We start from the raw sequence: 24046 nt of genomic DNA on the forward strand, positions 1-24046 counted from the left end.
ATAAATGACAACACAATCTCCAACCGCTGTTGCTGGCCCCATGACCGGTGCCCTTGGCGTGCTGGCGGACAACACGCCGGTTCTGTGGCGCCTTCTGTCGCTTGCTCTGTTCTTCGCGGCGTGGGAAATCGCCGGGCGGACCAATTTCAACTACGCCTTCCCGACCTTCTTCGAGACCATGACGGCGCTCTGGGAGATGACCGCCGATGGCTCGCTCTTTTCCGCCTACCTGCGGACACTCCAGCCCCTGGTGATCGGCCTGGTTTTCTCCCTTGCCGTGGGGGTAAGCGCAGGGGTTCTGATGGGCCTTCGGCGGGATGCGGAATGGATCACTCTGCCGGTCTTCATCACGATGCAAGCAGCACCGATGGCCGCATTGATCCCCCTGATCACCTTTGTCTACGGGATCGGGATGACATCAAAGGTATTGGCCGTGGTCATGCTGGCCATGCCGGTCATCGCGATCAACAGCTACAAGTCGGTCCGCAACGTATCACCTTCGTTGGTCGACATGTGCAAGTCGTTCCAGGGCTCGAGGCGACAGCAGGTTTTCCGGATCATACTGCCGGCGGCCAGCCCAATGATGTTCGCCGGGATACGGCTTGGCGTCGCGGAAGGCTTCTCCGGTGCGGTTCTGGCCGAACTTCTGATCACACCGACAGGTATCGGCGACCTGATCACCTACAGCAGGTCGGTCGCGCAATTCGACCACATGTACGCGGTCATCCTGTCAATCGTGGCGTTCGCGGTAATAACCGTTTCGCTCCTTCAATTGCTGGAAACCAAGCTGTTCCGGCCCGAGAAAAGAGGCACCTGATGCACATGACGCAACCAATCGTCGCGGAAACCGAGGCGGACCAGATCATCGAGGTCGCCGGAATTCACAAAGTCTACAACGAAACCGTGACCGCGCTGAAGGACATCAACCTTGGCTTCGGCCGCGGCGAACTGACCAGCCTGCTTGGCCCGTCGGGCTGTGGCAAGACCACGCTTCTGAAGATCATTTCAGGGCTCTTGAAACCCACCTCGGGCGAGATCCGCGTAAACGGCGAGACCGTGACCGGCCCCGGCCCCGAACGCGCCTTCGTCTTCCAGGACTTCGCGCTGATGCCCTGGGCCACCGTGCTCAAGAACGCGGCGTTCGGGTTGGAACTGAAAGGCGTTGGTCAGAAAGCACGGGAAGACAAGGCGCGCCATTACATCAACGAGGTCGGCCTTGCCGGTTTCGAGGACAAGTATCCGCATGAGCTGTCCGGCGGGATGCGCCAGCGCGTCGGGCTTGCACGTGCGCTGGCGGTCGAGGCAGAGGTCCTGCTGATGGACGAGCCGTTCTCGGCCGTGGACGAACAGACCCGCCGCAAGTTCCAGGAGGACCTGATCCGCCTGCGCGAGACCGAGAACAAGACATTCATTCTCGTGACCCACTCAATCGAGGAGGCGGTCTACCTGTCCGACCGGATCGTTCTTCTGTCACCGCGTCCCGGCCGTCTGAAACAGGTTGTGACGCCCGAGATCGACCGCTCCGGCAATCCCGAAGCCATCCGGCGCAACCCGGAGTATCTCGACTTGATCGACGATATCTGGGCCGGTCTGCGCGACTACGTGGAGTAACGCACATGGAACTCTACGGATACAAGGTCCCCAAGATGGCAGCTTTGCTGGTCTGGGTCGTCATCTGGGAAATCATCGGCCAGTTCGAACTCGTCATGTTGTTCCCGCCATTCAGCGACGTCCTGTTGGCGATCCCGGACGTCATCACGACGCCCAGCTTCCTTGAGGCAGCGCGCATCACCGTGCTGAGCTATCTCGGCGGCCTGGCGCTGGCGCTCGTCGTCGGCGTCTCGCTGGGTCTTCTCATGGGGTTGGTCAAGCCCGCGGACAGACTTCTGAACATGTGGGTGAACGTATTCCTGTCGGCGCCGCTTTCGGCGCTCGTGCCGGTCATCATGATCCTTTTCGGAATGGGCATGCCAACGGTAATCGTAACCGTCTTCATGTTCGCCGTCTGGATCATCGCCCTGGATACACGGGCGGGAGTCCTGCATGTGTCGCCATCCCTGATGGAGATGTCCTCGTCCTTCGGGGCCTCGCGCTGGCACCGGATGAAAATCATCCTGCTTTCGGCTCTGCCGGAGATCCTTGCCGGCTTCAGGCTGGGCGTGATCCGGGGCGTCAAGGGCGTCGTCATCGGCCAGCTGCTTGTCTCGATCATCGGGGTCGGAGCGCTCTTTGCACTCTACTCGCAGAACTTTCTCATGGCCCATTTCTGGGCTCTGATCCTGATCCTTTTCGCCTTTGCTCTCGGCCTCGCCGAGATGATCGGGCGGCTGGAACAGCGTGTTGAATATTATGCTGGTGCACGAAGCTAAGGGCGACCTGAAGTTCCGGCACCCTTAAGGCCACGACACTCCCCTCCAAGCCGGACTACCATCCGTAGACCGGCTTGGAGCATCTCGCTACGGCTCCGGCACTCGGTTTCACCACGACGACGCCGAGTTGGGGCCGGAAAAATCTGGCGCAGGCTGATGCGACAAATGTTTCCTGCGGGCCCTGATTTTACTGGTCGGAGTGAGAAGATTTCGAACCTCCGGCCCCTGCCTCCCGTAGACAGTTCAGGAATTCGTACGCAAACAAATCTAGGGTTTGCATTCAATAAAACCGCCAAAAACCCCCGAAACCGCGAAAATACCCGGGACGGCACCAGAAACGTAATTTCGACAAATTCTCTTTATCCAAACGTGGACGTGGAAAGCAATCGCAGGACGTGATGACGCAGAGACCCGGCATGTCTTCGCCTTGGCCAGGTTGCGCCACCCGAGGACGCTGACAGTCGACTCCGGAGAAATGGCTTTGACGCCCTCGCCGTTCCGAAAAAAGTGATGCGAGATATCGCGGCAATTGCCCCTGGGAGGTGTGTGCGGCGCGGCGATCCCGGACGAGAGGGTCACCGCTTCGGGCGCAGGTGGCGTGATCTATTGAAGGCTTTGGACCCAAGGCCGGACTCGAACCGGCACGGTATCACTACCGGGGTATTTTGAATTCTCACGAAATCTATCACAAACAAGAATTTTGACCATTCGAGACCCACATAGACCCAGCCTATGTCGGCGCACGTTGTAGTCGTCCCCTATAGCCATCGGGTTACCAGTTCTCTCACTATGGCCTGACTCATAGCGGTCGGCATTCTGGACTGCCGAATCGCTCTGTGCAATCTTAGACGGGCAGTTGGCGAAAGGTCTCGCCAGATACGTTTGGGGAGGGAAACCTTGTTCTGTTCGGCCCATCTGCGTGCGTTATAGTCAGAGTCTCTTTTGCCAACTGTCATAAGCTCGTCAGGTGGCGAGACAATATCGCCATTTACAGCCGCCATGACGCGATCAATAACGGCAGCATTCGAAAAGTCCTGTTTGATCTTGGATTGGATCGCTTTGATGTCGAAAGGATAGGCACCACCCTTGAGGTACGAAACCAATGAGGTTTGAAGCGCTTGTACGGTCCCGAATCTCAGTTCGTCAGTCGGGGAAACGCCCGGGGCGTTATCGGCATTCGGGCCAAAACAAGGAACGCCCATGGCCAGAGCCTGAGGATAGGCCGTGCCACCGTCCAGCGGAAAGCTGTCAACATAACAGGACGCGGATCTCAATATCTCGTCGACCTCTCCCGCGGGCAAGAGGCCTCGCAAGTGGATACGGCCGGGGTACGCATCGGTGACGTTTTTCCACCACGGCTCCTTTGAAGACGGGCCGATCAGGATCACGTCATTGGAAACTTGCGACATCACGTTCATCAGGAAGTCTGGAAAACTCAGGCCATCGGTAGGACAGAATTTTCCTGGACCGCCTATGGACACGATCGGACCATCCCGCGGGGGGGAATGCTCCTGTACAGGCACATTCTCATCAACGATAGGAATACCCATGAAGCTTTGAGCGCGCGCGGCACGGCGATTGCGGGTTGTTTTCCACCCTGTCATACAGATTTCCAGTACGACGTCCGAAGCGCCGGGTCCCAAACTGAAGACATGATCGGCATGATTGACAAACATGATACGTTTGCCTTCCGCTCGCAGAGCGCGAGCCGCGAAGGCCGCCGGGCTATCGTCAGGGTGGATATGCAAGAAAATCGTTCCGGCATTTCGTGACGCGGCAATGATGGCTGCGGCACATTCTGCAGGTCTGTCCCTTAAACGCATTACCGGTCCAGGAAAGTCCGGAACATGGTTTCTTTTGCGCGCGTCGGTAAGAAGCATGGCTTGGCTTCCGTATTTGGATAGCCCCTGACCCAATCGCTTCAAAAGCCGTGAATGACCGCCCTGTTCATAGGTCTGTGTTGCGATGTGAAGAAAGTCGATTTCCGGGAAGGCAACCTGACTGGTCTCGGGCAGGTAGCGCCTCCATTTTGCGTAGATGGATGCCTCCAGTTCTTCGTTCGAAAAGTGCCCCGAGATATTATCCCAATGAAGGCGTGCATATAGTCGCAAAAGTGCCAACGCGTCATTGGGGTTACTACTGTCCAGCGCTACCGAAGCCAAGACATCAGAAAGAGCGCGCAGATCAGCCGTCGCTCGGGATGTTATCATGCCAGATCCCACTTATACTGCGGAATCGCGAGGCTGCGCGCGCCGAACATTTCTTTTTGACGGGACAGCCCGACATTGAGCTCTCGGCCTTCGGCTGTGGTCGAGATGCCGAAGCTGAACCAGTCGCGGTCCGCAAAGGTGTCGTTGACGAGCGACTGAACCACGAGATCCAACGCGCCCAGGTCACGCCCATCGCCTGATGAGGCCATGTACTGGCAATGCACGCTACGCCCGAAATCGAACAGCACGACGCCGGCCAGCATACGTTCATCCTCGAAGGACGCGAACAGACGGATCCGCTTGGGAAACGCCGCGTTAAGACGCGTGATCTCGTCCAGCGAATGGGTCGGCCGCGCGTCGTGGCGCTGGTCCAGCACCTCTGCAAGGATATCCCAGAAGGCGGCGAAATCGGTGGTCTCGGCTGTTGTCAGCCCTGCCTTGGCCGCCTTCTTGGCTCCGTATTTGCGGCCACTGCTGAACGACAGCTTGCGGTGCAGGGGAATGGCGGCGCTCAGGTCGATGCGGACCTGGCGAGCGCCGGCGTTGAACAGCGCATAGATGTCGGCCTCGGCCGGCTGAGTGTGAAATATATGCGGCACGGGCTTGTAGTGCAGCGCCCCGATCCCCTGACTGACAAGGTCGTCACGCAGGCTGTCGAAGATCTCGACCACCTGCGCGGCGGAGGTCGAGGGCTTGATCAGCAGACCGCCAAAGGTCAGGCCGCCATGGGACTGCAAGGTATCGCCCACCCGGTTCGCGGGCAGGCACGCGATTATCTTGCCGTCGCTTTCGAAGATCAGCGAGTGATCGTCGAAGCGGTCGGAATGGTACTCCATGAAACGACGGTCATGCAGGAACGTGCCGTTTGTGGAGGCGGCGACGAAGTCGTTCCACGAAGTCGAAAGAGCGGGCGTGTAGCGCTTGATTTCGATGTCACCGCTCATGCTGCCTGCCACTTCGCCAAGCCGACACCTGTCCGCCCCATGTCGTTGCCGTTGTAGAACAGGTACCGGCCACCATCCGGCGCCACGAAATGCGCGGGATAACAGGTCATGTCACTGTCCCAGCTTTCAGGCGCCCCCAGCGGCAGTTCGACATCATCCGTACGGGTGAACTCCACACCGTCCGGAGAGGTGAAGCGGAAGGCGGCATATTGCTTGGCGCGGGTGTCGGAGGTTGCGCGCAATTCCCACGTGCCGTCATCCAGCCGCGTCGCCCGGGGGCGGCCGATGCGGTACTCGTCGCCCGTGGGCGTGATGATGCGCTGCGCGGCCGCGTTGTCGAAGGTGACACCGTCGTCGCTGGTCAGCGTCCAGCAATCATAGCGGGGATAAAGCCTTTCGCCGATCTCCTCCCACCCGTCGCCACGGGAAATCCACGCGCGAAAGCTGCCATCCGGCAGGCGGGCGATCGAGTGCAGCGCGCCGATGAAGGGCCCGTCGGGGCAGCGGTCGAGCACCGGGGTCGAACCAACCCGCTGAAAGCTGTCGCCGCGATCCCGGCTGATGGCGAGGCCGGTGAAGGCCAGGAATTTCGCTTTCTCCACCAGCTGGAACCCCACGTAGTAAAGCCGCAGTTCGTCGGGCGCGACTTCTACCACATCGCCCAGGATAAGGCCGTTGTCATCGAACATGCCCGGTGCACCGAGATCCAGCACCGGGGCCGTGGAGCTGGCCTTGACCCGGGTCGGGTCGTCAGCGGCGACATCGACCCAGCCGATGCGGCTGATGCCATGTGCGTCGCGCATCCCGCCGAAGATCCGTATCGTGTCTTCGTCGCGCAACCACGGGCACGGCGTCATGAAGGAATGCTGCGCCCACTCCAGGCTTCCGTCAGGGCTGAAGATATGGCCCTGTTTCACCCAGGCCATGTCAGGGCTTGATCCGGTAATAGCGGTAGGAGGACACCTTGGCGGCCTCGGCCGGGTTGCCGTTCAGGATCAGGCCGGGGGTGTCGAAGCTCTTGGTGACGGCCGCCGCCATGCCGACGAGACAATCCTCGGCCAGGTGCACATTGTCGGCCAGGGCGGCGTTCACGCCCAGAAAGCTGCGCGCGCCGATATCGCAATAGCCCGACACCACGATATGCGAGGACAAAAAGCAGTTTTCCCGGATGCGGGTCTGATGGCCGATATGGTTGCCGGACCACAGCACGCATCCGTCGTCTATCTGTACGCCATGCTGCACCACGTTGTTCTCGAAGATAAAGACATTCTCGCCCAGTTCGGCGGTCCGCCAGACCATAGCGCGCGGGCTGACGAAATTGGCAAGGTGATATCCGTGCTCCTTCGTCAGCGCGATCAGACGCGCGCGGATCCGGTTGAGCTTGGTCGAGGTCACCGCGACATGCGCGTCAGTCTTGCCAGGATCGAAATGCGACGGGGCGTCCTCGAGCGGGACCACGGGCAGGTCGAACTTGACGGTTTCGTCCAGATAGTCCCGTTCGACCGCGAACCCGACAACCCTGTAATCGCTGTCGACGGTGAAATACTCGTAGGCGATATCCGCGAACTCGCCGGCTCCCACGATCAGGATATCTTTTGACATTCCAAACCTTTCTGTGCCCGGTGTTCCGGGCCGTCTCTCTTCGATGCCCGGCTATTTCAAATCGTCGTTGCGCGGTTTATAAACATGGACCAATGCAGAAGCGAGTCGTAATCCCTTGCCGCTAAGTGACTGTCGCATAATAGATTTACCCAAGATCTCGGACGCACGGGGCAATCTTACCTTCATCGAGGGAAACAACCACATCCCGTTCGAGGTCAAGCGGGTCTACTATCTTTACGACGTTCCCGGCGGCGCCGACCGGGGCGAGCATGCGCACAAGGACCTGCACCAGTTCGTGATCTCGATGTCCGGCAGTTTCGATCTGCTGCTGGATGACGGCTTCGAGAAAAAGCGGTTCCAGCTCAACCGGCCCTATTACGGCATATACGTCTGCCCGATGATGTGGCGCTACCTGGACAATTTCTCCTCCGGGTCGGTGTGCATGGTTCTCGCGTCGGCCCCCTATGACGAGACGGATTACATCCGCGACCGCGGCGAATTCCTCAAAGCGGTGGGGGCGGCGTGAACGTCCCCTTCCTGGATCTTGCGGCGGCCCGGGCCGGCATACAGGCCGAGCTGGACCACGAGCTTCTGCGTGTCGCGCATTCCGGCAGCTATGTCATGGGCCCCGAGCTGGAGCGTTTCGAAGGCGCCTTTGCGGCCTACGTCGAAGCCGGCGCCTGCATCGGGACGGCAAACGGGCTGGATGCGCTTCACCTGGGACTTCGCGCGCTGGGCATCGGCCCGGGCGACGAGGTCATCGTGCCGTCGAACACCTATATCGCGACCTGGCTTGCCGTCAGTCAATGCGGTGCGGTGCCGATGCCCGTCGAACCCCTCGAGGACACGCACAACATCGACCCCGAGGGCACCGCCGCGGCAGTCACCGGGCGCACCAAGGCCATCCTGCCGGTGCACCTTTATGGGCAGCCTGCCGACATGGACGCGCTGAACGCAGTGGCCCAACAGAACGGGCTGAAGGTTCTGGAGGACGCCGCACAGGCGCATGGCGCACGCTACAAGTCGCGCAGGATCGGCAGCGTCGGCACTGCGGCCTGGAGCTTTTATCCTACGAAGAACTTGGGTGCGCTGGGCGATGCAGGGGCGTTGACCACATCGGATGCCGATGTCGCGCAGACCGTCAGGCTGCTGCGCAACTATGGGTCCGAGCGGAAGTACGAGAACGAGATCCGCGGCATCAACAGCCGTCTGGATCCTCTTCAGGCCGCCCTGCTATCGGTGAAACTACGGGTTCTGGACAGTTGGACCGAGCACCGCCGCGCCATCGCGCGCGCGTACACCAACGCCTTTGCCCGCGCCGGGCTGTGCGCTCCTTACGTGCCCGACTGGGCCGAGCCGGTCTGGCACCTTTACGTGCTGCGACACCCCGACCGGGACCGCTTTCAGGCGCGCCTGTCGGAGGCCGGCGTCGGGACCGTGATCCACTATCCCATCCCGCCCCACCTGCAGAAAGCCTATGCCGACCTTGGCTATACGCAAGGCGCCTTTCCGGTTGCAGAGCGGCTGGCGAACGAGGTCGTCAGCTTGCCCATGTGCCCCGGACAGACGCCAGCGCAGACCGAGTACGTGATCGAAAAGGTGTTGGAACTCGCCTGAGGACCTGCACCTATTCAGCTATCGTTCTGGCGCAGCGCCGCGATCATCCCCGAGAAACGCGCAAAGTACTTCTGTCGGCGCCGGGACGAAAAGATCGTTGCAGGTGACAGGGCGCGTATCCCGGTCTTGAGGATTGCAGCATAGCAGTTGCGGCGCATGCCGTGCTTGCGCGTGGTGTAGATCTGGGAATATCCCCAATGCCAATTCTTGATGCGCTCGCTTTTCAACGACCCGCCTGATGACGCGCCTCCGGCATGGTGGACCACTGCGTCTGCCACATAAACCAGGTGGCCCCGGGATCTGGACAGGCGAAGGCTGAGATCGTCATCCTCGAAGAACAGAAAAATCTCGGAGTCGAATCCGCCCACCGCCTCGAAGGCGCGCCGACGAACGAAGAGCGCGGCGCCGGAGAGGACCGGAACGACCGTGTCCTTTGTCAGTTCGTGCTTTGGCAACCACTTTGAGCGATCGACGAGGTCGCTGCGGCGCTTCACGACCGCCCTGCCCGCCTCGTCCAGAATTCGTGGGTTGAAGGCTGACGCATCCGAATGCCGTTCCGCCGCATCGATCAGCTTTTGCAACGTGTCAGGGCCAAGCGCCGTGTCAGGATTGAGGAACAGGAGAAATTCCGTGTTCGCCTGTTCCGCACCTTTGTTGCACCCGGCGCCAAAGCCAAGGTTGCGCTCATTCTCGACCAGGCGTGTCGTGTCCTGCCGTGCGGCGACGATCCGTTGCAGCCGGTCGCGATCGTCCGAGGCGTTGTCGACGATCACCACGGGTGTGCCTTGCGGCACCGAGGCCAGCATATCGGGCAACACACCCGTGCTGTTATACGCGACCGTGACGATCGTCACGCGGTCTTCGGCGCTACTTCGAGGCATTCAGATGCTGCCTTGCCATTGCACGAATTTTGCGCCGGTAGAGGGGGCGCAGGATCTCGCGGCGCAGTTTTTGCCAAAGGCCTTCTTTCCGCCCGATCATGCTGCCACCGAGTTCGGCAGACACTTCGCGCACACCGGACGGCCAAACCGTCAGCACGCGGACGCCGTGGACCCATTGCATCTGGAGGAAATTATCGACGGGCCTGTCGAACTGTTCGGACGCGGCAAGCAGCGCGCGTGCCGCATCACGGGTGACCAGCTGCGCGACCATGCCAAGTGCGATCCGGTCATAGCGATGCAACCCGATTCCACCCGATGTATCGATCTCCTCCGTCTTCTCCTCGCGCAGCTTGATGGGAAAGCGTATGAAATCCCCCGGTTGGATGTTCGAGAGCGCCAGGGTCAGAGCCTTGGGGAAAACATCCTCCTGAAAATGCAGGTCGTCTTCCAGGACGAGGGCCGCGTCCAGATCGTCATCGAGGATTTTCTGCCAGCAGGCGCGGTGACTGTGAAAGGCCGCGATTTCAGAGGACCGCATGGTGAAAGGATAGGTCGGCCGCATCAACTTCCGGCGATAGGCGTCGGCGTGGGCCTCGCTCATCTGCTGCCCGTCCACGGCTCTGACAACATGAGAGTCAAGCGGCACGGTCTTTTTCGTGGCTTCAACCTGCGGCAGACGGGCCTCCGCACGTTCAAGGTGGATAATCATACACTCCGCTTTCAAAACAGCCGCCTTTCTACGAGCTGACATCGGTTCCTTACAAGTATTGGCTTTCGGAACGAGATGCCACTCCAGGTCATGCTTCAATTCAGAAAACGGCATGGCGTACCGCAAAATGTCTGGCGCGGACGAGTTTCGCATCCAGGGTTTTCTGCTCCAAGGCTTGCAGTCTACACTGGCGACAGCCTTACCGAACAACTCATGCCGCCTTTGCCGAACCGAATGAGGCTTGTGGCGTAGCCTGATGCGGGCTCAGCGATCGCCGTTAGAAACGGCATTTGGCGGTCCGTCGGGATATTGTCGGCGATGATCAGCGCGCCTTTTGCCAGGCGCGGTTCAAGCAAGCGCAGGATAGGAAGGTAAAGGTCTTTAGCGCCATCCAAAAACAGCAGGTCGATATTTGCACCGGGTCCGGAAAGAGTTTCGCGGGCGTCGCCGACGCGTATGTCTGCGTCGAGACCTGCATCTGACAATGTGGCGCGGGCTCTTTCGGCCTTGGACTCGTGGTATTCTGTGCCGATGACGTGCCCGCCTGTCTGGGCGGCGGCTGCGGCCAGGTACAGCGTCGAGATGCCAAAGGACGAACCGAACTCGACTATGGTTCTTGCCTCACATGCAACCACCTGCCCGTAGAGGAAACGCCCCTGGTCCGGTCGGATGGCCAGATAGGCGGTCTTCATTCGGTCCGAAAAGCGGAAATCCGGATTATCTGCCCGGGCGTCGGGGGTATCAGAGGCCGCTCGCCGGGCCGCACGTTCTGCATCCGCGGCCTCGTGCTCGCGCTTCAGGACGGCGTTGAGCGTCGGATCTGTCAGAGCTGTCATAGGTGGGTGTCCTTCCGTTATTTTGTGAGAACGACGGGGCAGTCGCGCTCGGGGTGTGCCATGACGCATACCGGCTGGCGGTACACATCGGAGATGAGCGGCTCGGTCAGGACGTCCCATGGCGGGCCGTTTGCCACGATGCCGCCGTTTCGCATCAGAACGATCTGGTCGGCATAGGCGGCAGCAAGGTTGAGATCGTGCAGGACCGCGAGGACCGTTCCGCCCGAAGCGGCAAGCCCGCGGGCGCGCTCGAGCAGGCGTTCCTGGTGACGCAGGTCGAGTGCGGCGGTGGGCTCGTCCAACAGGACGACCGGAGCCTCCTGTACAAGCACCCTGGCAAAGGTGGTGCGGGCCTGTTCGCCGCCTGACAATGTCTGTGCGTTGCGGTCCCGGAGGTGATCGACCTCGGAGTCCGCCAAGGCGGCAGCTATCGTGGCGCGGTCCTCATCGGGGGGAAGATCTCGAAAGGCCCGCCCCATTCCCACCACATCCTCGACATTGTACCCAAAGCGGATTTCAGACCCCTGCGGAAAGACCGAGCGCAATTGTGCCAATTCACGGATGCGCATCCTGTGGACCGGCTGATTGTCCAGCAGGACGGTCCCCGCCTCTGGTGTCACGTCACCGGCGATGGCGGAAAGCAGCGTGGATTTCCCGGCGCCGTTCGGCCCGACAAGCGCGGTCAGCGTGCCCGACGCGCAGGCGATTGACACGCCATGCAGGAGGGTCTTCCCTCCGATCCCGACGACGAGGTCCGACACCTTGATCATGCCGCCCTGCCATTTGCACCGCCGCGCCAGATCATCCAAAGGAAGAACGGTCCGCCAATCGAGCCCATGATGACCCCGATCGGGATTTCGTTGGGGGGATCGAGAGTGCGTGCGGCAAGGTCGGCCAGCATCAACAGAAGCCCGCCGCCTGCCGCTGCAAACGGCAGCAAGAGCCGATGGCCCGGTCCGATAATGAGACGGACCAGGTGCGGGACCACCAACCCGACGAAACCTATGGTGCCATTGAAGGACACTGCGGCGGCCACCAGCAACGCTGTGATGACGATGAGCTTGCGCCGCAGCGCGCGCACATCGACGCCGAGGTGCCGTGCCTGCCGTTCGCCAAGGGCAAGCAAATCGAGCTGACGTGCCCACATAAGCAGGAAGGCGGTACCGATTAGGGCCGGGACCACGGTGATGGACACGGTCAGCCAGCGCGCCGAAGACAGAGATCCCATTGACCAGAAGGTCAACGTCATCAGCTGCTCTGTCGTTGCAAGATAGGTGAGGAAGCCTGCGATGGAGCCGCCAATCGCATTGATGGCGATACCGACCAGCAGCAGGCGCGAACTGTCAGCGCCTTCCCGTCCCGGACGAGCGAGGACGTAGATTAGGAAGGTCGTACCGACACCGGCAACGAACGCGCCGAGCGGGAGTGTCCAGATCCCGAAAACCGATATCTGAAGAACGACCACCGCAATGGCGCCCAGAGATGCGCCCGCCGACACACCGACGATGCCCGGATCGGCCAGCGGATTGCCGAACAGACCCTGCATCGCCGCTCCGCAGGTGGCAAGGCAGGCGCCGACGATGATTGCCGTGACGGACCGCGCGAGGCGCAGGTCCCATACCACGGCCATGTTCAGCTCTTGCGTGTCGGAGATCGGGCTGGAGGTGAACCGTGCACCGATCGCACCCAGCACGTCGGAAACCGAAAGCATCATCGGCCCCATCGCCACCGAAGCGACGAGCACGCCGCAGAACGCGATGCCGACAAGGGTGGCCAGGACCGGGGTTCGGCTGGCACGTCTTTGCTGCGGAGCTACGTTTTCGACGCTGCTCATGGCTCCTCGAACATCTGTGCCAGACCTTCGCTCAATGCGCGCGTCGCGATACCGCTGGAAGCGGCGTCGGCTCGAACGTGCATGTCTCGCATTATGATGATGCGCTTGTTGCGGCCTGCGGGCGTCAGCGCAATGCCCGGATATTCCGTCCAGAAACGATCCAGGTTGCCGAAAACATCCATCTCCTCGGCCGAGATCAGTACCACGTCCGGCTTCATCAGCAGAATGCCCTCGGGCGTGACGCCTCTGTAGCGGTCCTTGCCGATCTCGGCCGCCGGGTTGATCCCGCCGACCCGTTGGATCAGGTTGTGGACCGCTGTTCCCGACCCGCCGACCGAGAAGTTACCGCCGGCGCCCGCCTTGGACGCATGCATGATCCGCAGCTTTTCGCCATCGGGCGCGGTGACAGTCGGGGCATTTGCGTATTCCTGCTCGATCGCGTCGACAAGCGCCTCGCCGCGGTCCTCGGCGCCGAGATGCGCGGCGAGGCGGCGCACCTTTTGGGTGGCAGGAAGTGTTCGGTCAATCAGCGCGGTCTGGATTCCTATCTGTTCCAGCCCGTTGCGCAGCGAGTCGAAGCGAATGTTTGACGCGATCACGGTGCCCGGCCGCATGGCCGCGATGCCTTCGATGCCCGGACGCTCGCGGAAGACGTGGGGTATGTCGTCAACACCGGTCAGCCCCGGTGCAAGAGGGCGGGCCAGGACACGGTCGGACGCGCCAAGTGCGATGGCGATCTCAACCAGGTCCGCCCCCAGCAGCACGATGTCGCGGGAGCCAGTTACGCTTTCGGTTGTGACGGTGATTTCCGGATAGGCCGGAGCATCACTCAAATCCACCACCTCGGCGCTGGCCGATCCTGCGGGGTGCAACATGGCCATCAGTCCCAACACGAGTGCGACCGGCAAAAACCTTTTCATTTTCATGACTCCTGCGAGGTGCGGTTCGGTCCGCAATCAAAACGTTTTGGTGACGCCGAAATAGTAGTGACGGCCGTCGAGAGTCTTGTTGTAGGTCTCGTCTTCGATAGTCTTGTCGAAGGCGTTGTAGACGGTCAGGTGACCTCGCACGCTGTCAGTGAAATCGTAGTTCGCCCCGATATCGACCAGGGTGTAGGGCGGCGTGCGGGTGCCCGCCCCGCGACTGAAACCGTTGGTGAACGCTTCGCTGCGATAGGTTGCATCGGCCCAGAGGGCCAGATCCTGCGTCGCCTGCCAGTCGAGCCCGACGTTGAAGATATGCTTCGGCACGTCACTGAAGGGTTGGCCCGCCGCCGTCCCCGATGTGATCTCGGTGTCCGAGTAGGTGTAGTTCATGCCGACATCGACCGCGCCCACCGGAAAATCGAGCGTGGCCTCGATGCCGCGCAGCTCGGCCTTGTCACGGTTCACGTATTGCTGGATCCACTCGCGCGTCTGGCCATTGTAGGAACAGGCCAGTGTGCCCGGGGGCGACTGGCAGATGAATTCGCGGTCGATCTTGTCCCGGAACTCGGTATGGAAGGCGACCACACTGGCCTGAATGCCGCCGGCGCCGTCATAGACGAAGCCAAGCTCGTAGTTGAGGCTTTCCTCGGGTTGCAGGTCGGTGTTACCCCGATCCCAGCCGGCGCCGCGCCCGGCCGGTTCAACGATATTGGAATCGGCCTGCTTGAGCTCGGGCACGAGGTAGCCGCCGCTGACACCGCCCTTGAGCGTTAGGTTGTCGTTCAGCGAATACACCCCGTAAAGGCGGGGGGTGAGCGCATCGCCGTAATTCTCGTTCCGGTCCCAGCGCAGGCCCAGCGTAAGGTTGAAATCGGGCGTAAGGCTCCATTCGTCCTCGGCGAAGACCGCGTAGTGCCAGCGGTCGAGATCGGTGTCGATCGATCCCGCGAACCGGCCCGCGTCATGCCGCGTGCGCTCGTCCTTGTAGTCGAAACCGAAGGTCAGCATGTGGCTTTGCAGCGGCACCACCGTCTTGGTGTTGAAGTTGGTCTGCTCGTAACGCGAGCCGAGGTTTCCATTGGTGATGTCGACGATTTCTCGGGTCAGGAAGCTTGTCGTCTGGATGCCCTGGCCCCAACGCAGTTCATGAGTAACGGCGCCGTATTGGCGTTCGTTCTGGACGGAGCCAACATTGCCGGGTGCATTCTCTGTCGTGTTCTCGAAGTCCTGCCAAGTGTAGTTGTACTCGAATTGCAGGTCCTGATTTTCCGTGACGCCCCAGTCCAGCTTGACCCCGTGGGTGTCCCGGGTGCCGCCCGGGTAGCCGCCAGCAAAGCTGTCGCGGTACCGTTCGAAGCGCTGACCGTAAAAGGTGAGCCCCAGCTTGTCGGACAGGATCGGTCCGCTGACATAGTAGCGTCCGGCATACCCGTCGCCGCTCGCACTGTCTTCCTGCGCGGTGTAACCCAACGTGACACTGCCCCCCCATTTGTCGGGCACGTTCTTGGTGATGACGTTGATCACCCCGCCCGAGGCCGCCGAGCCATAGAGCGACGACATCGGGCCACGGATGACCTCGATCCGTTCGATGGCCGAGGCGGGCGGCAGGTAACCGCTGCGCTGGCCCGTGCCCCACCCGTTGTAGAAAGCATCCTGCGAGGCCCCGATGGGCTTGCCGTCGATCAGCATGAGGACGTAATCCTCGCCAAGGCCGCGAATGGTGATGTTGTCCCCACCGAGTTTGCCGCCCTTTTCGACCGAGACACCGGCGGTGTCGCGCAGAAGATCGGCGATGGTCTCGACCGAGCGACCCTCGAAGTCTTCGGCGTCGATCACGGTGATCGAGGCGGGCGCGTCGGTCAGCAACTGCTCGAACCCGGCGGCGGTCAAGACCAGCGTGCCGAGGTCATGCGCGCCGTCGTCCTGCGCAAGTGCCATACCGGGCAGGGCGACGCTGGAAAGAGCAAGGGCGCGGGTGAGATGCGGTATCGGACGGAGGAAGGAAAGTTTCTTGTGGTTCATGTGCTGTCCCATGCGTTCGGCGCACGTGCTTCACTCGCGAAGGCGCGCGCATCATTTCATTGGATAGCTGGGGAGAACCTTGCTTTGGTTTTCGGTGGCTCTGCTCTGATCTCACGCCATCGCAGACGCGCGCCAAGAGTTCGACCGGAATATAATCGCGTTCTCTCCTATGGATTGCGTTTGGAGTCAAGCGGATGGCAATGCCGAACACCCAACACACCAAAATTGATCGGCTACCCGGGCGCGGATGTGTCGTAGATATGCCGTTACGCGCGGGACATTTTCTCTAATCTCCCAAGTTTGGGAAGAAGGAGATGTTCATGGCTAAAGATCAACGCGAGATTCAGCGCAAATTGCGGATACTGCGACATCTGGAGGAGACCGGTCACGTCGCGAGGACTTGCCGCTATTTCGGGACAGGTCGATCCAGCTTCTACCGTTGGCGTCAAGCCTATGCGGAGTGCGGCGAAGCTGGCCTGATCAATGCACCGCCCATTCCCAAGTGGCATGCCAATCGGACGCCGCCTGAGCGTGAGGACAAGGTGCTTTATCGACGACGCAAGTATCATCTCGGCCCGATACGGATCGTCTGGTACCTGGAGCGCTATCACGGCATCCAAAAACATCCGGATGCGGACCGTTCCGGCGTCTCGACCAACGACCCATTGACCAGCACATTGGCGCAAAGAATCCTCTTGATGAAGAAGATAACGATACTCCGACCTTCAAAAGCGTGACTGGGTTTGCCCCATTGCGCTCGCTTCTGAAGGCCATACGCGAGCACAAGATCGCCGAGTTTCCGGCGCCCTCCATTCCATCATTGTCATCCAAGCATCGCCGAGACATTTGACCCGCTCGCGGACGATCGCGGACAGCGGCATCCCGCTGAAACCTGCCCTGATCCGATTTTCGGCGTGGCACTCGATGACCAACCCTATAGCCAGAGCAAAAATGGAGCGAGTCGAGTCGCTAGCTGATAAGAGCAGGAGCAGAGCAGTACCGTGTCTTCCCACCACCCCAGGGGCCGGCCCGAAGGCGTGCCGGCGATTGTCAAGCCATTCCAGATTCGCGGTCGGTTCCTGACCGCACTCGCCATCCGGCTCGAAGGTGCTCCGCCTGACGACACCTTTTACCAGGCACTGGACGAACAGTTGCAGCAGACGCCGCAGTTCTTTTCCGAGGCTCCGGTGGTGCTCGATTTCGCCAAGGCCCCCGGCATCGCCACGACCGACAAGATACGCGGGCTCACGAAGGCGCTGCGCGAACGCAACCTGCTGGTTTTCGGTGTGCAGAACGCGGGACCCGTGGATCAACCGGCCCTGCAGGCCATGGGGCTCATTCCGATCGTCGCCGCCGGACGGGACGCACCGGGTCCGAATGATGGCGCTCGCCGCAAGCGTGGGATCGAGAAGTTGCTACCGCCTGACAACAAGATCGTTACCGTCCCGGTCCGATCCGGCCAAACGGTCGTCGCCGAACGCGGTGACTTGACCATCGTCGGCTCCGTGGCATCGGGCGCGGAACTGGTCGCCAGTGGCAATATTCATGTTTACGGCACCTTGAGGGGCCGGGCCATGGCAGGCGCGCATGGCGACGCGAAAGCGCGCATCTTCTGCCAGAAACTCGACGCTGAACTGGTGGCTGTCGCCGGTCTCTACCAGACCAGCGAGACGCTCGCTCCCGAGGCACGCGGGCGTTGCGCGCAAATTTTCCTCGAAGACGAGAAACTATGCATGGAGGCGATCACATGACGGAGCAATTGAAGGAAGATCCGCCCTTCGGCCGGGTCGTCGTTATCACGTCGGGCAAGGGCGGTGTTGGCAAGACAACCTCGGCCGCGGCCATCTCGGCCGGCCTGGCCAAGATGGGTTACAAGACCGTCGTGATCGACTTCGACGTCGGCCTTCGTAACCTCGACATGACCATGGGTTGCGAACGCCGCGTGGTGTTCGACTTCATCAACGTCATCCAGGGTGATGCGCGGCTCAAGCAGGCGCTGATCCGTGACAAGCGGTTGGAAAATCTCTCCATCCTGCCCACCTCGCAGACGCGCGACAAGGACGCCCTGACGAAGGAGGGGGTCGAGACAGTGTTAAACGAACTGAAGCAGGAGTTCGACTACATCATCTGTGACAGTCCTGCCGGAATCGAACGCGGTGCGCAACTCGCGATGTATTTCGCCGACGAGGCCGTGGTCGTGACCAATCCCGAGGTCTCTTCCGTGCGAGACAGTGATCGCGTACTTGGCCTGCTGAGCAGCCAGACGCGGCGCGCGGAAACCGAAGGCTCCGAACCCGTCAAGGCACAGGTCCTGCTGACACGCCACGACCGGACGCGGATAGAGAACGGCGAGATGATGACGGTCGAGGACGTGCTGGAAATCCTGGCAGTGCCCTTGCTGGGCATCATTCCCGAAAGTCAGGCTGTTCTGCGCGCGTCGAATATCGGCACGCCCGTCATACTGGACGAACCATCGGCTGCGTCCCGATCCTACGAGGACGCGGTTGCGCGGCTAACCGGCCAGGAGGTGGAGATGCGGATCGCGGGCGAGCGTCGCCCGGGGATCTTTCACCGGCTGTTTGGACGGTCGGCATGAACCTTTTCGGCCTCAATCTCGGATCGCGCCGTGCGAAGTCGGCACAGACGGCCAAGGATCGCCTTCAGATCCTGCTTGCGCATGAACGCAGCCGTGGCTCCGGCACACCGGACTACCTGCCGGACCTTCAGCGGGACATCGTGCAGGCGGTCCGGAAATACGTCGATATCGAGATCGAAGATGTCGACGTCCGGATGGACCGGAGCAGGGACATCTCAAGCCTCGAGATCAATGTCGAGATTCCCGCTGACAAAAAGCCCGGATCGGACTCGAAGACCTGAGGGCACGGCTCCGTCCAGGCCTTACACGCCCGTTGCTCCAGCGCCGGTCATGAATCAACGATCAGACGGAAACGCTCGCAGTGAACAGCCCACGGCGAATGTCGGTTGCCTATGCGAAAGCCGGTGGGCAAACAAGTTGGCAATGCCATCACATATTATTCCTGCGGACAGTACTGTTTCCGGGCTGCATCGACAAGCGCCTGAACCGAAAGACTCACTCCGCCCGGACCGGTCAGCGTCTGGCGATCAAAATCGGCTTTCCACTCCATGCCGTCCGCAGCTTGAACCAGCTCCGACAGCGCAATCGCCGCAATCCTCGGATTGAACCGCCGGTCGATCAACCCGGTGCGTGTGAAATAGCCGCGATCTGCGTCCTCAAGCGTATCGAGAACAATGTCGATGTCGAAGGCGAAGGATGCCATCGCGGTTTTCACGAACCGTTCGGTGTTCGCCTCTTCGTCGAGGAAGGCCTCCGCCGGGCTCGCGCCGGTCGATTTCACGTAAAGCGTGACATGCGCCCCGCTATCGGCGGCGAAGTCGTTCAGCGCCTTTGCTTTGGCCCACGGATCGTCGTCGCGCATGATCGTGAACTGGAAACCGTCCACCAAACCCGGCGCCGCGGCCATAAGGGACTTCAACTCGCCGATTTCCTGTGTCGTGAAGCCGTGACTGATCAGGTGGTTGAACTGCTTGCCGGAATGTTTTGCTCCGTCTTTGCGGTTGACGCGCGACAGGATGATCTTGCACCCTGTCCCCTCGTGCAGCGCGCGGATCTCGTCTTCGAGCGATGTCACGTCTTCCCAGTTGAGCACCAGTTCGAGGCGATCGACCAAGTCCGAATGCGCTTTCAGAACTTCAAGCTGCGCCGGATTGGGCATGCCGTAGAGATAGACTTGGAAGGTGTGACCGACGTCGACCATGAGTGCCATCCGCCGCCGCACACGCTCATCGGTCAGATCGTGAAGTGGAACGCGCAGACCGCGTAGTCCCATTTCCCACATCGCCATGACAGGATAATCGTTGCGCGCGACCTTACGCTGAAACTCATCCACGCCCCCCGAGGGCGCTATGACCATTTCCTCGGCCCAGCCACGCCGCAGATCGACGAACAGGCGATCATGCGCCGTCGTCTTCACGTGCGGGTGTTGGGGGGGGGCAGCGGGTGCGGCGGCGCCTTCCGCCATGCCCTGACCATAGCTGCGGTGATACTTCGCGACATGGCCGTTTTCAAAGATCTCGAGCGTAAGGAAACCGAGCTTCGCGGTATCGTTGCGCCCCTTCTGCGACCCTCCGTCGATCCGGTACATCTCGGAATAGTCGTGCCGCACGAAGCAGGTTGACGGCGTCACGTAATACTCGGTCTCGCCGATCCGGTCGTACCAGAAGTTATGCACGTGCGCAGCGAACACGGCTTCGGGCTGATACTTTCGGATCAGGTCAAGGAACCAGGTCCGCCCCGGCTCTTCGTAGTTGTCGTAGGAACTCGGCTCATCAGTGCTGTTGATATACGGCGGGTAGTGGGTGAACACGAAAATCCGGGCCCCCGCGTTGCTTTCGAGATACGCTTCGAACCACGCCGCCTGTTCGGCCTCTTCCGGCTGACCGGAGTTGACGAGAGGCGAGTTCAGCATCACGAAGTGGATCCCGTTTTCCTCCACGGCGAAAAAGTCGCGCCCGAAGGTGTCGCGGTAAAGCTGCGAAAACTCGGGGTTCACCATCCCCGCCGGCATCCATTTCACGGGTTTGTCGCCAATATCGTGGTTGCCCGGCATGAGATAAAGCGGCGCGTTGAGCGTCGACGCGAGCTTTTGGAAGTTCTCGGCTGCCGGAGCATAGCTAGGCAATTCCGGAACCGGATTAATCATGTCCCCGAGATGAATAACGAGCGCCGGATCGATTGCGTTGATCTGCGCGAAGATGTGCCGTGCACGAGGGTTGGCCTGCGCGTTCGCCGGATAGGGCGACGCGGACTGGTCCTCTGCTTCGTTCACATGGGTGTCCGAAACGAGGCAGGCTTTCAGTTTTAGGGCACCGCTGGGTCTCTTGGTCATGTAACTCATTCCTGTAGATTGCAGTTTGATTCGGATCGAGAATTCAAGCGTCGGCCTTGTGCGGCCAGCCGCGCTTGCGATTGGATCTTATGATCGAGATGAGGGCGATAATGGTCAGCCCGTAGAAAACCAGGGCGATCGGGCTCTGGACCAGGACCATCGGGTCGCCGTGCGAGGCTGCCAGCGACCGGCGCAGTCCGCGTTCCAGCATCGGCCCCAGGATGAACGCGATAATGAGGGGGATCACCGGCAGCCCACAGCGGCCCATCACGAGTGCCGCGACCCCCGCCGCGATCATGACGCCGATGTCGAAGACGTTGTTGTTGACGGAATAGGTGCCGACGAGGCAAAGCGTGATGATGCCGGGGAAGATGTAACTGGTGGGAAGTCGGCTGACGTGCCGTCCGAGCCGGATGAAGATCAGACCGACAACGCGTAGCGCCAGATCGCACATCAGCAGCGCGATGAAGAGACCGTAGACGAGGTCCTGGTGCATGACGAAAAGCATCGGACCGGGCTGGATATTGAACACAAGAAGCGCGCCCAGCATGATTGCAGTAACAACGTCACCCGGAATACCAAGCGTTAGCAGCGGGGCAAGCGTGGAGCCGTTGACGCCATTGTTGCCCGCCTCCGCCGCCGCGATCCCTTCGAGCGAGCCAGTGCCGAAGGCCTCCGGAGCCTTCGAGCGTTTCTTTGCCTGATCATAGCTGACGAAAGCGGCTGGGGTCGCCCCAAGGCCCGGGATCACGCCCAAGACGAGACCGATCAAGCCCCCGCGCACCATGTGCGGCAGGCTGGTCCGGAACTCTTCGCGGGTCAGCTTGTCGTTCGAATCCACTTCGACCGAGCGCGCGATCGCGCTCGGCTTGTCGTGTCTGCGCGCCCTGGTAAGCTGCGCCACGAATTCGGGAAGCGCGAACATTCCGATGAGCAGCGGCACGAAGCTGATGCCGCTGAGCAGGTTCACATTCCCGAAGTCAAAGCGCCCGGATCCCTCGATCGGGTCCATGCCAATGGTCGAGAGGGCGAAGCCGAGCGCCGCCGAAATCAAGCCGAGAACGAGCGACTTTCCCGAAAGACTTCCGACGATCATCACTGCGAACAATATGAGTGCAAAATACTCTGGCGATTTGAAATAGATCGCCACCTGCGCTAGCAGCGGGAACAGCAGAATGACCAGCACCGTGCTGGTGACGTCGCCAACCATTGACGCAAGGTTGGCCATCTGAAGCGCCTTGCCTGCCCGGTTCTGCTTGGTCAGCGCGAAACCGTCAGCCGTCGTACAGGCCGCCGCTGGCGTGCCGGGCGTGTTGAACAGGATCGCCGAGATCGACCCGCCGTAGATCGCCCCGACGTAGACCGCGCTCAAAAGCGACAGGGCGGTCAGTGGCTCCAGGCTGAAACTGAACGGAAGCACAAATGCCACCGCTAGGCTGATGCTGAGCCCTGGCAACGCGCCAAAGAAGCACCCGATGAACACGCCGAAGAAGATGGTCAGCACGTTGTTCCAGGTCATGAACATTTCGGCACCGCCCATGAGGCCTGTGCCAAGATCCGAAAAGTAGGTGCCGATTGCGACGAGAATATCTGACATGGAATTGATCCGAGTTCAGGGAAGCCAGGCGCTGATTGCGCCCTGCGGCAGGGGGATCGCAGCGAGCCTTGTAAAGAACAGGTAAACAAGGAGCGTGCCGATGGCTGAGATTGAGATGACCTGGGTGTGGCTCCGCACGCGGAAGGCATACGTGAACCCGAGAAGCGTGAAGAAACAGGTAGCGAGCAGCCCGATCAGCAGGATCGCGACGTAGACAATCGCGAAGACCAAGACGGAAAGGAAGATCCAACGCCATGGGACCGAGGTACTGTCCGCTTCGTCTCCGGCATCCGCGTCAGGCGTCTCCAGGCCGTGGTCATGCCCCAGGGCAACCTGCACCAGCCGGATGAGGGCGAAAAGACCGACGAGGGCTGCGGTCGCCGTCGGAAAGAACCTTGGGCCGAGGCCGGGGCTGCCTCCGCCGAAGACCGAAACCTGCACGGGAATTGCCCAGAACATGACCAGCAGGCTGGCTGCGACCAGTATGGCGGGCATGACAAAATAGGCGCATCGTTTCATGACACGGTATCCTTGTCAGGCAGGTTGGACTAATGGCGAAGGCGGGTCTGCGGATCAGCGCAGTCCGATGTTTTCCGCGATGGCGCGGTAGCGATCATAGTCGTTCGCGACAAACTCGGTGAACGCCGCCGACGGCATGTAGCCGGCCTCGTCGCCAAGCGAACTGATCGCTTCTAGCCATTCCTCGGTTTCCGTCGCCTGCTTCACTGCGTCCTGCCAGACGGTCAGCACGTCTTCCGGCAGGTCCTTCGGGCCGGCCACGCCACGCCATCCAACGATCGACACGTCGGGATGGTCGAGTTCGACATAAGTCGGCACATCCGGCAACGCCTCCAGTCGTTCCGGCGTCGTCACCGCCAGGGCCTGCACCTGCCCCGCCTCGATTGCCGAAGAGAAGCTCGGAAGGTTCCCCTGCACGAAATCCACTTCGCCCTGCATCAGGGCAAGCAGCGCACCGTTGTCGCTGTCGTAATGGACGGGGCGGATGCTGTCCGCGGCCAGCCCGAGGCTTTCGGCCAGCATGATCGGACCAAGATGCGTAACCTGCCCAGCCCCGGCGGTCCCATAGCGCATGGGCGCGTCGGCATTCGCGAGCGTCTCGGCGAAGGCAGCGAAATCTTCATATGCGCCGTCCGGCAGGATCAGGACATTCGGGTTTATTTGGGTGCGCGCCGCGTAGGACACGCTGTCGTAGGAATAATTGAGGTCCGGGCTCAGGGCCGGGCGTAACGCGAGCGCGCCGATGGCAGCCATGATCATGGTATAGCCGTCCGCGTCCGTTTCCATGATCTGGGTCACGCCAACGGCACCGCCCGCGCCCGGCACGTTGACGACTGCCACCGGCTGACCAAGATACTCCGGCAGTACGTTCGCGAGGGCACGTGCGGCCAGATCGGTAGCGCCACCGGCCCCAAAGGGAACGACGAGCCGCACCGGTTTGTCGGGAAAGTCCTGCGCGAGGGCAAGGCCCGCGGCCATCACCGTCGCGGTCATCGCAGCGACCGAAAGAGCCGCACGCCGTGTTAATGTCTTACCAGTCATTTTTCTCTCCT

General features: G+C 61.0%; 23 protein-coding genes and 1 pseudogene. 9 read left to right on the top strand and 15 right to left on the bottom strand.

Annotation, left to right across the window (positions count from 1 at the left end):
• Positions 1-4 precede the first annotated feature (4 nt).
• From RBB18_RS05155 to RBB18_RS05165, 3 genes are read left to right on the top strand one after another with little or no spacing between them, the layout of a single operon-like run.
• Positions 5-817 carry an ABC transporter permease gene (locus RBB18_RS05155; RefSeq protein WP_103762561.1) on the top strand — a complete coding sequence of 271 codons (813 nt, stop codon included), beginning with the start codon at positions 5-7 and terminating at the stop codon, positions 815-817.
• Positions 817-1611, top strand: a complete 795-nt coding sequence (locus RBB18_RS05160) for an ABC transporter ATP-binding protein (RefSeq protein ID WP_211286126.1) — start codon at positions 817-819, stop codon at positions 1609-1611. The genes RBB18_RS05155 and RBB18_RS05160 overlap by 1 nt, the downstream gene beginning before the upstream one ends.
• Before the next feature lie 5 nt (positions 1612-1616).
• Positions 1617-2369, top strand: coding sequence for an ABC transporter permease (locus tag RBB18_RS05165; RefSeq protein ID WP_103762560.1), 753 nt, complete (start codon positions 1617-1619; stop codon positions 2367-2369).
• 758 nt (positions 2370-3127) lie between these two features.
• Here RBB18_RS05165 and RBB18_RS05170 read toward each other — a convergent pair.
• The 4 genes from RBB18_RS05170 to RBB18_RS05185 are packed head-to-tail and all read right to left on the bottom strand — an operon-like array spanning position 3128 to position 7125.
• On the bottom strand, positions 3128-4579 hold the full coding sequence (locus RBB18_RS05170) for a hypothetical protein (protein ID WP_306110387.1): 1452 nt from the start codon (positions 4577-4579) through the stop codon (positions 3128-3130).
• Positions 4576-5523: a GNAT family N-acetyltransferase gene (locus RBB18_RS05175; protein ID WP_306110388.1), complete on the bottom strand. Its 948-nt coding sequence runs from the start codon at positions 5521-5523 to the stop codon at positions 4576-4578. Before RBB18_RS05175 ends, RBB18_RS05170 begins: the two co-directional genes overlap by 4 nt.
• Positions 5520-6449: a hypothetical protein gene (locus tag RBB18_RS05180; protein ID WP_103762555.1), complete on the bottom strand. Its 930-nt coding sequence runs from the start codon at positions 6447-6449 to the stop codon at positions 5520-5522. Before RBB18_RS05180 ends, RBB18_RS05175 begins: the two co-directional genes overlap by 4 nt.
• Before the next feature lies 1 nt (position 6450).
• Positions 6451-7125: an acetyltransferase gene (locus RBB18_RS05185; protein ID WP_103762554.1), complete on the bottom strand. Its 675-nt coding sequence runs from the start codon at positions 7123-7125 to the stop codon at positions 6451-6453.
• A 115-nt stretch (positions 7126-7240) separates the two neighbouring features.
• Here RBB18_RS05185 and RBB18_RS05190 point away from each other — a divergent pair, with 115 nt between their 5' ends.
• Positions 7241-7651 carry an FdtA/QdtA family cupin domain-containing protein gene (locus tag RBB18_RS05190; protein ID WP_306110389.1) on the top strand — a complete coding sequence of 137 codons (411 nt, stop codon included), beginning with the start codon at positions 7241-7243 and terminating at the stop codon, positions 7649-7651.
• On the top strand, positions 7648-8742 hold the full coding sequence (locus RBB18_RS05195) for a DegT/DnrJ/EryC1/StrS aminotransferase family protein (RefSeq protein WP_306110390.1): 1095 nt from the start codon (positions 7648-7650) through the stop codon (positions 8740-8742). Before RBB18_RS05190 ends, RBB18_RS05195 begins: the two co-directional genes overlap by 4 nt.
• A 14-nt stretch (positions 8743-8756) precedes the next feature.
• Here the strand turns inward: RBB18_RS05195 and RBB18_RS05200 are convergent, their stop codons facing one another.
• From RBB18_RS05200 to RBB18_RS05230, 7 genes are all read right to left on the bottom strand, one after another.
• Positions 8757-9623 carry a glycosyltransferase family 2 protein gene (locus RBB18_RS05200; protein ID WP_306110391.1) on the bottom strand — a complete coding sequence of 289 codons (867 nt, stop codon included), beginning with the start codon at positions 9621-9623 and terminating at the stop codon, positions 8757-8759.
• Complete coding sequence (locus tag RBB18_RS05205) at positions 9610-10446, bottom strand: glycosyltransferase family 25 protein (protein ID WP_306110392.1); 837 nt, start codon at positions 10444-10446, stop codon at positions 9610-9612. The genes RBB18_RS05200 and RBB18_RS05205 overlap by 14 nt, the downstream gene beginning before the upstream one ends.
• A gap of 68 nt (positions 10447-10514) precedes the next feature.
• Entirely contained in the window at positions 10515-11168 is a 654-nt protein-coding gene (locus RBB18_RS05210) for an O-methyltransferase (RefSeq protein ID WP_103762549.1), read from the bottom strand.
• Positions 11169-11185: 17 nt separating this feature from the next.
• Positions 11186-11938 carry a heme ABC transporter ATP-binding protein gene (locus RBB18_RS05215; protein ID WP_306110393.1) on the bottom strand — a complete coding sequence of 251 codons (753 nt, stop codon included), beginning with the start codon at positions 11936-11938 and terminating at the stop codon, positions 11186-11188.
• Positions 11935-13002, bottom strand: a complete 1068-nt coding sequence (locus RBB18_RS05220; RefSeq protein ID WP_274592732.1) for an iron ABC transporter permease — start codon at positions 13000-13002, stop codon at positions 11935-11937. The genes RBB18_RS05215 and RBB18_RS05220 overlap by 4 nt, the downstream gene beginning before the upstream one ends.
• Entirely contained in the window at positions 12999-13922 is a 924-nt protein-coding gene (locus tag RBB18_RS05225) for an ABC transporter substrate-binding protein (protein WP_306110394.1), read from the bottom strand. Before RBB18_RS05225 ends, RBB18_RS05220 begins: the two co-directional genes overlap by 4 nt.
• Before the next feature lie 36 nt (positions 13923-13958).
• Positions 13959-15950, bottom strand: coding sequence for a TonB-dependent receptor domain-containing protein (locus RBB18_RS05230; RefSeq protein ID WP_170067160.1), 1992 nt, complete (start codon positions 15948-15950; stop codon positions 13959-13961).
• Positions 15951-16270: 320 nt separating this feature from the next.
• Here RBB18_RS05230 and RBB18_RS05235 point away from each other — a divergent pair.
• From RBB18_RS05235 to minE, 4 genes and pseudogenes are all read left to right on the top strand, one after another.
• Positions 16271-16570: pseudogene (locus RBB18_RS05235) on the top strand (helix-turn-helix domain-containing protein); the annotation flags it as partial.
• 381 nt (positions 16571-16951) lie between these two features.
• Entirely contained in the window at positions 16952-17701 is a 750-nt protein-coding gene (gene minC, locus RBB18_RS05240; RefSeq protein WP_103762544.1) for a septum site-determining protein MinC, read from the top strand.
• Positions 17698-18546: a septum site-determining protein MinD gene (gene minD / locus RBB18_RS05245; RefSeq protein ID WP_103762543.1), complete on the top strand. Its 849-nt coding sequence runs from the start codon at positions 17698-17700 to the stop codon at positions 18544-18546. Before minC ends, minD begins: the two co-directional genes overlap by 4 nt.
• The gene (gene minE, locus RBB18_RS05250) at positions 18543-18827 is read left to right on the top strand and encodes a cell division topological specificity factor MinE (RefSeq protein WP_103762542.1); all 285 of its coding nucleotides are present in this window, start codon (positions 18543-18545) and stop codon (positions 18825-18827) included. The genes minD and minE overlap by 4 nt, the downstream gene beginning before the upstream one ends.
• A 155-nt stretch (positions 18828-18982) precedes the next feature.
• Here minE and RBB18_RS05255 read toward each other — a convergent pair whose 3' ends face one another.
• From RBB18_RS05255 to RBB18_RS05270, 4 genes are read right to left on the bottom strand one after another with little or no spacing between them, the layout of a single operon-like run.
• Positions 18983-20878: a metallophosphoesterase gene (locus tag RBB18_RS05255; RefSeq protein ID WP_170067159.1), complete on the bottom strand. Its 1896-nt coding sequence runs from the start codon at positions 20876-20878 to the stop codon at positions 18983-18985.
• 43 nt (positions 20879-20921) lie between these two features.
• The gene (locus tag RBB18_RS05260) at positions 20922-22475 is read right to left on the bottom strand and encodes a tripartite tricarboxylate transporter permease (RefSeq protein WP_103762540.1); all 1554 of its coding nucleotides are present in this window, start codon (positions 22473-22475) and stop codon (positions 20922-20924) included.
• Between the two features lie 15 nt (positions 22476-22490).
• The gene (locus RBB18_RS05265) at positions 22491-22994 is read right to left on the bottom strand and encodes a tripartite tricarboxylate transporter TctB family protein (RefSeq protein WP_103762539.1); all 504 of its coding nucleotides are present in this window, start codon (positions 22992-22994) and stop codon (positions 22491-22493) included.
• Between the two features lie 54 nt (positions 22995-23048).
• Positions 23049-24035, bottom strand: a complete 987-nt coding sequence (locus RBB18_RS05270; protein WP_103762538.1) for a tripartite tricarboxylate transporter substrate binding protein — start codon at positions 24033-24035, stop codon at positions 23049-23051.
• Positions 24036-24046 lie beyond the last annotated feature (11 nt).

Source organism: Roseovarius sp. MMSF_3298 (assembly GCF_030733705.1).
Classification (GTDB): Bacteria; Pseudomonadota; Alphaproteobacteria; order Rhodobacterales; family Rhodobacteraceae; genus Roseovarius; species Roseovarius confluentis.

What these genes read in the sequence shown, in the direction of transcription:
- RBB18_RS05155 (WP_103762561.1), top strand. Translation starts at nt 5, where the DNA reads ATGACAACACAATCTCCAACCGCTGTTGCTGGCCCCATGACCGGTGCC.
- RBB18_RS05160 (WP_211286126.1), top strand. Translation starts at nt 817, where the DNA reads ATGCACATGACGCAACCAATCGTCGCGGAAACCGAGGCGGACCAGATC.
- RBB18_RS05165 (WP_103762560.1), top strand. Translation starts at nt 1,617, where the DNA reads ATGGAACTCTACGGATACAAGGTCCCCAAGATGGCAGCTTTGCTGGTC.
- RBB18_RS05170 (WP_306110387.1), bottom strand. Translation starts at nt 4,579, where the DNA reads ATGATAACATCCCGAGCGACGGCTGATCTGCGCGCTCTTTCTGATGTC.
- RBB18_RS05175 (WP_306110388.1), bottom strand. Translation starts at nt 5,523, where the DNA reads ATGAGCGGTGACATCGAAATCAAGCGCTACACGCCCGCTCTTTCGACT.
- RBB18_RS05180 (WP_103762555.1), bottom strand. Translation starts at nt 6,449, where the DNA reads ATGGCCTGGGTGAAACAGGGCCATATCTTCAGCCCTGACGGAAGCCTG.
- RBB18_RS05185 (WP_103762554.1), bottom strand. Translation starts at nt 7,125, where the DNA reads ATGTCAAAAGATATCCTGATCGTGGGAGCCGGCGAGTTCGCGGATATC.
- RBB18_RS05200 (WP_306110391.1), bottom strand. Translation starts at nt 9,623, where the DNA reads ATGCCTCGAAGTAGCGCCGAAGACCGCGTGACGATCGTCACGGTCGCG.
- RBB18_RS05205 (WP_306110392.1), bottom strand. Translation starts at nt 10,446, where the DNA reads ATGCCGTTTTCTGAATTGAAGCATGACCTGGAGTGGCATCTCGTTCCG.
- RBB18_RS05210 (WP_103762549.1), bottom strand. Translation starts at nt 11,168, where the DNA reads ATGACAGCTCTGACAGATCCGACGCTCAACGCCGTCCTGAAGCGCGAG.
- RBB18_RS05215 (WP_306110393.1), bottom strand. Translation starts at nt 11,938, where the DNA reads ATGATCAAGGTGTCGGACCTCGTCGTCGGGATCGGAGGGAAGACCCTC.
- RBB18_RS05220 (WP_274592732.1), bottom strand. Translation starts at nt 13,002, where the DNA reads ATGAGCAGCGTCGAAAACGTAGCTCCGCAGCAAAGACGTGCCAGCCGA.
- RBB18_RS05225 (WP_306110394.1), bottom strand. Translation starts at nt 13,922, where the DNA reads ATGAAAAGGTTTTTGCCGGTCGCACTCGTGTTGGGACTGATGGCCATG.
- RBB18_RS05230 (WP_170067160.1), bottom strand. Translation starts at nt 15,950, where the DNA reads ATGAACCACAAGAAACTTTCCTTCCTCCGTCCGATACCGCATCTCACC.
- minD (WP_103762543.1), top strand. Translation starts at nt 17,698, where the DNA reads ATGACGGAGCAATTGAAGGAAGATCCGCCCTTCGGCCGGGTCGTCGTT.
- minE (WP_103762542.1), top strand. Translation starts at nt 18,543, where the DNA reads ATGAACCTTTTCGGCCTCAATCTCGGATCGCGCCGTGCGAAGTCGGCA.
- RBB18_RS05255 (WP_170067159.1), bottom strand. Translation starts at nt 20,878, where the DNA reads ATGACCAAGAGACCCAGCGGTGCCCTAAAACTGAAAGCCTGCCTCGTT.
- RBB18_RS05260 (WP_103762540.1), bottom strand. Translation starts at nt 22,475, where the DNA reads ATGTCAGATATTCTCGTCGCAATCGGCACCTACTTTTCGGATCTTGGC.
- RBB18_RS05265 (WP_103762539.1), bottom strand. Translation starts at nt 22,994, where the DNA reads ATGAAACGATGCGCCTATTTTGTCATGCCCGCCATACTGGTCGCAGCC.
- RBB18_RS05270 (WP_103762538.1), bottom strand. Translation starts at nt 24,035, where the DNA reads ATGACTGGTAAGACATTAACACGGCGTGCGGCTCTTTCGGTCGCTGCG.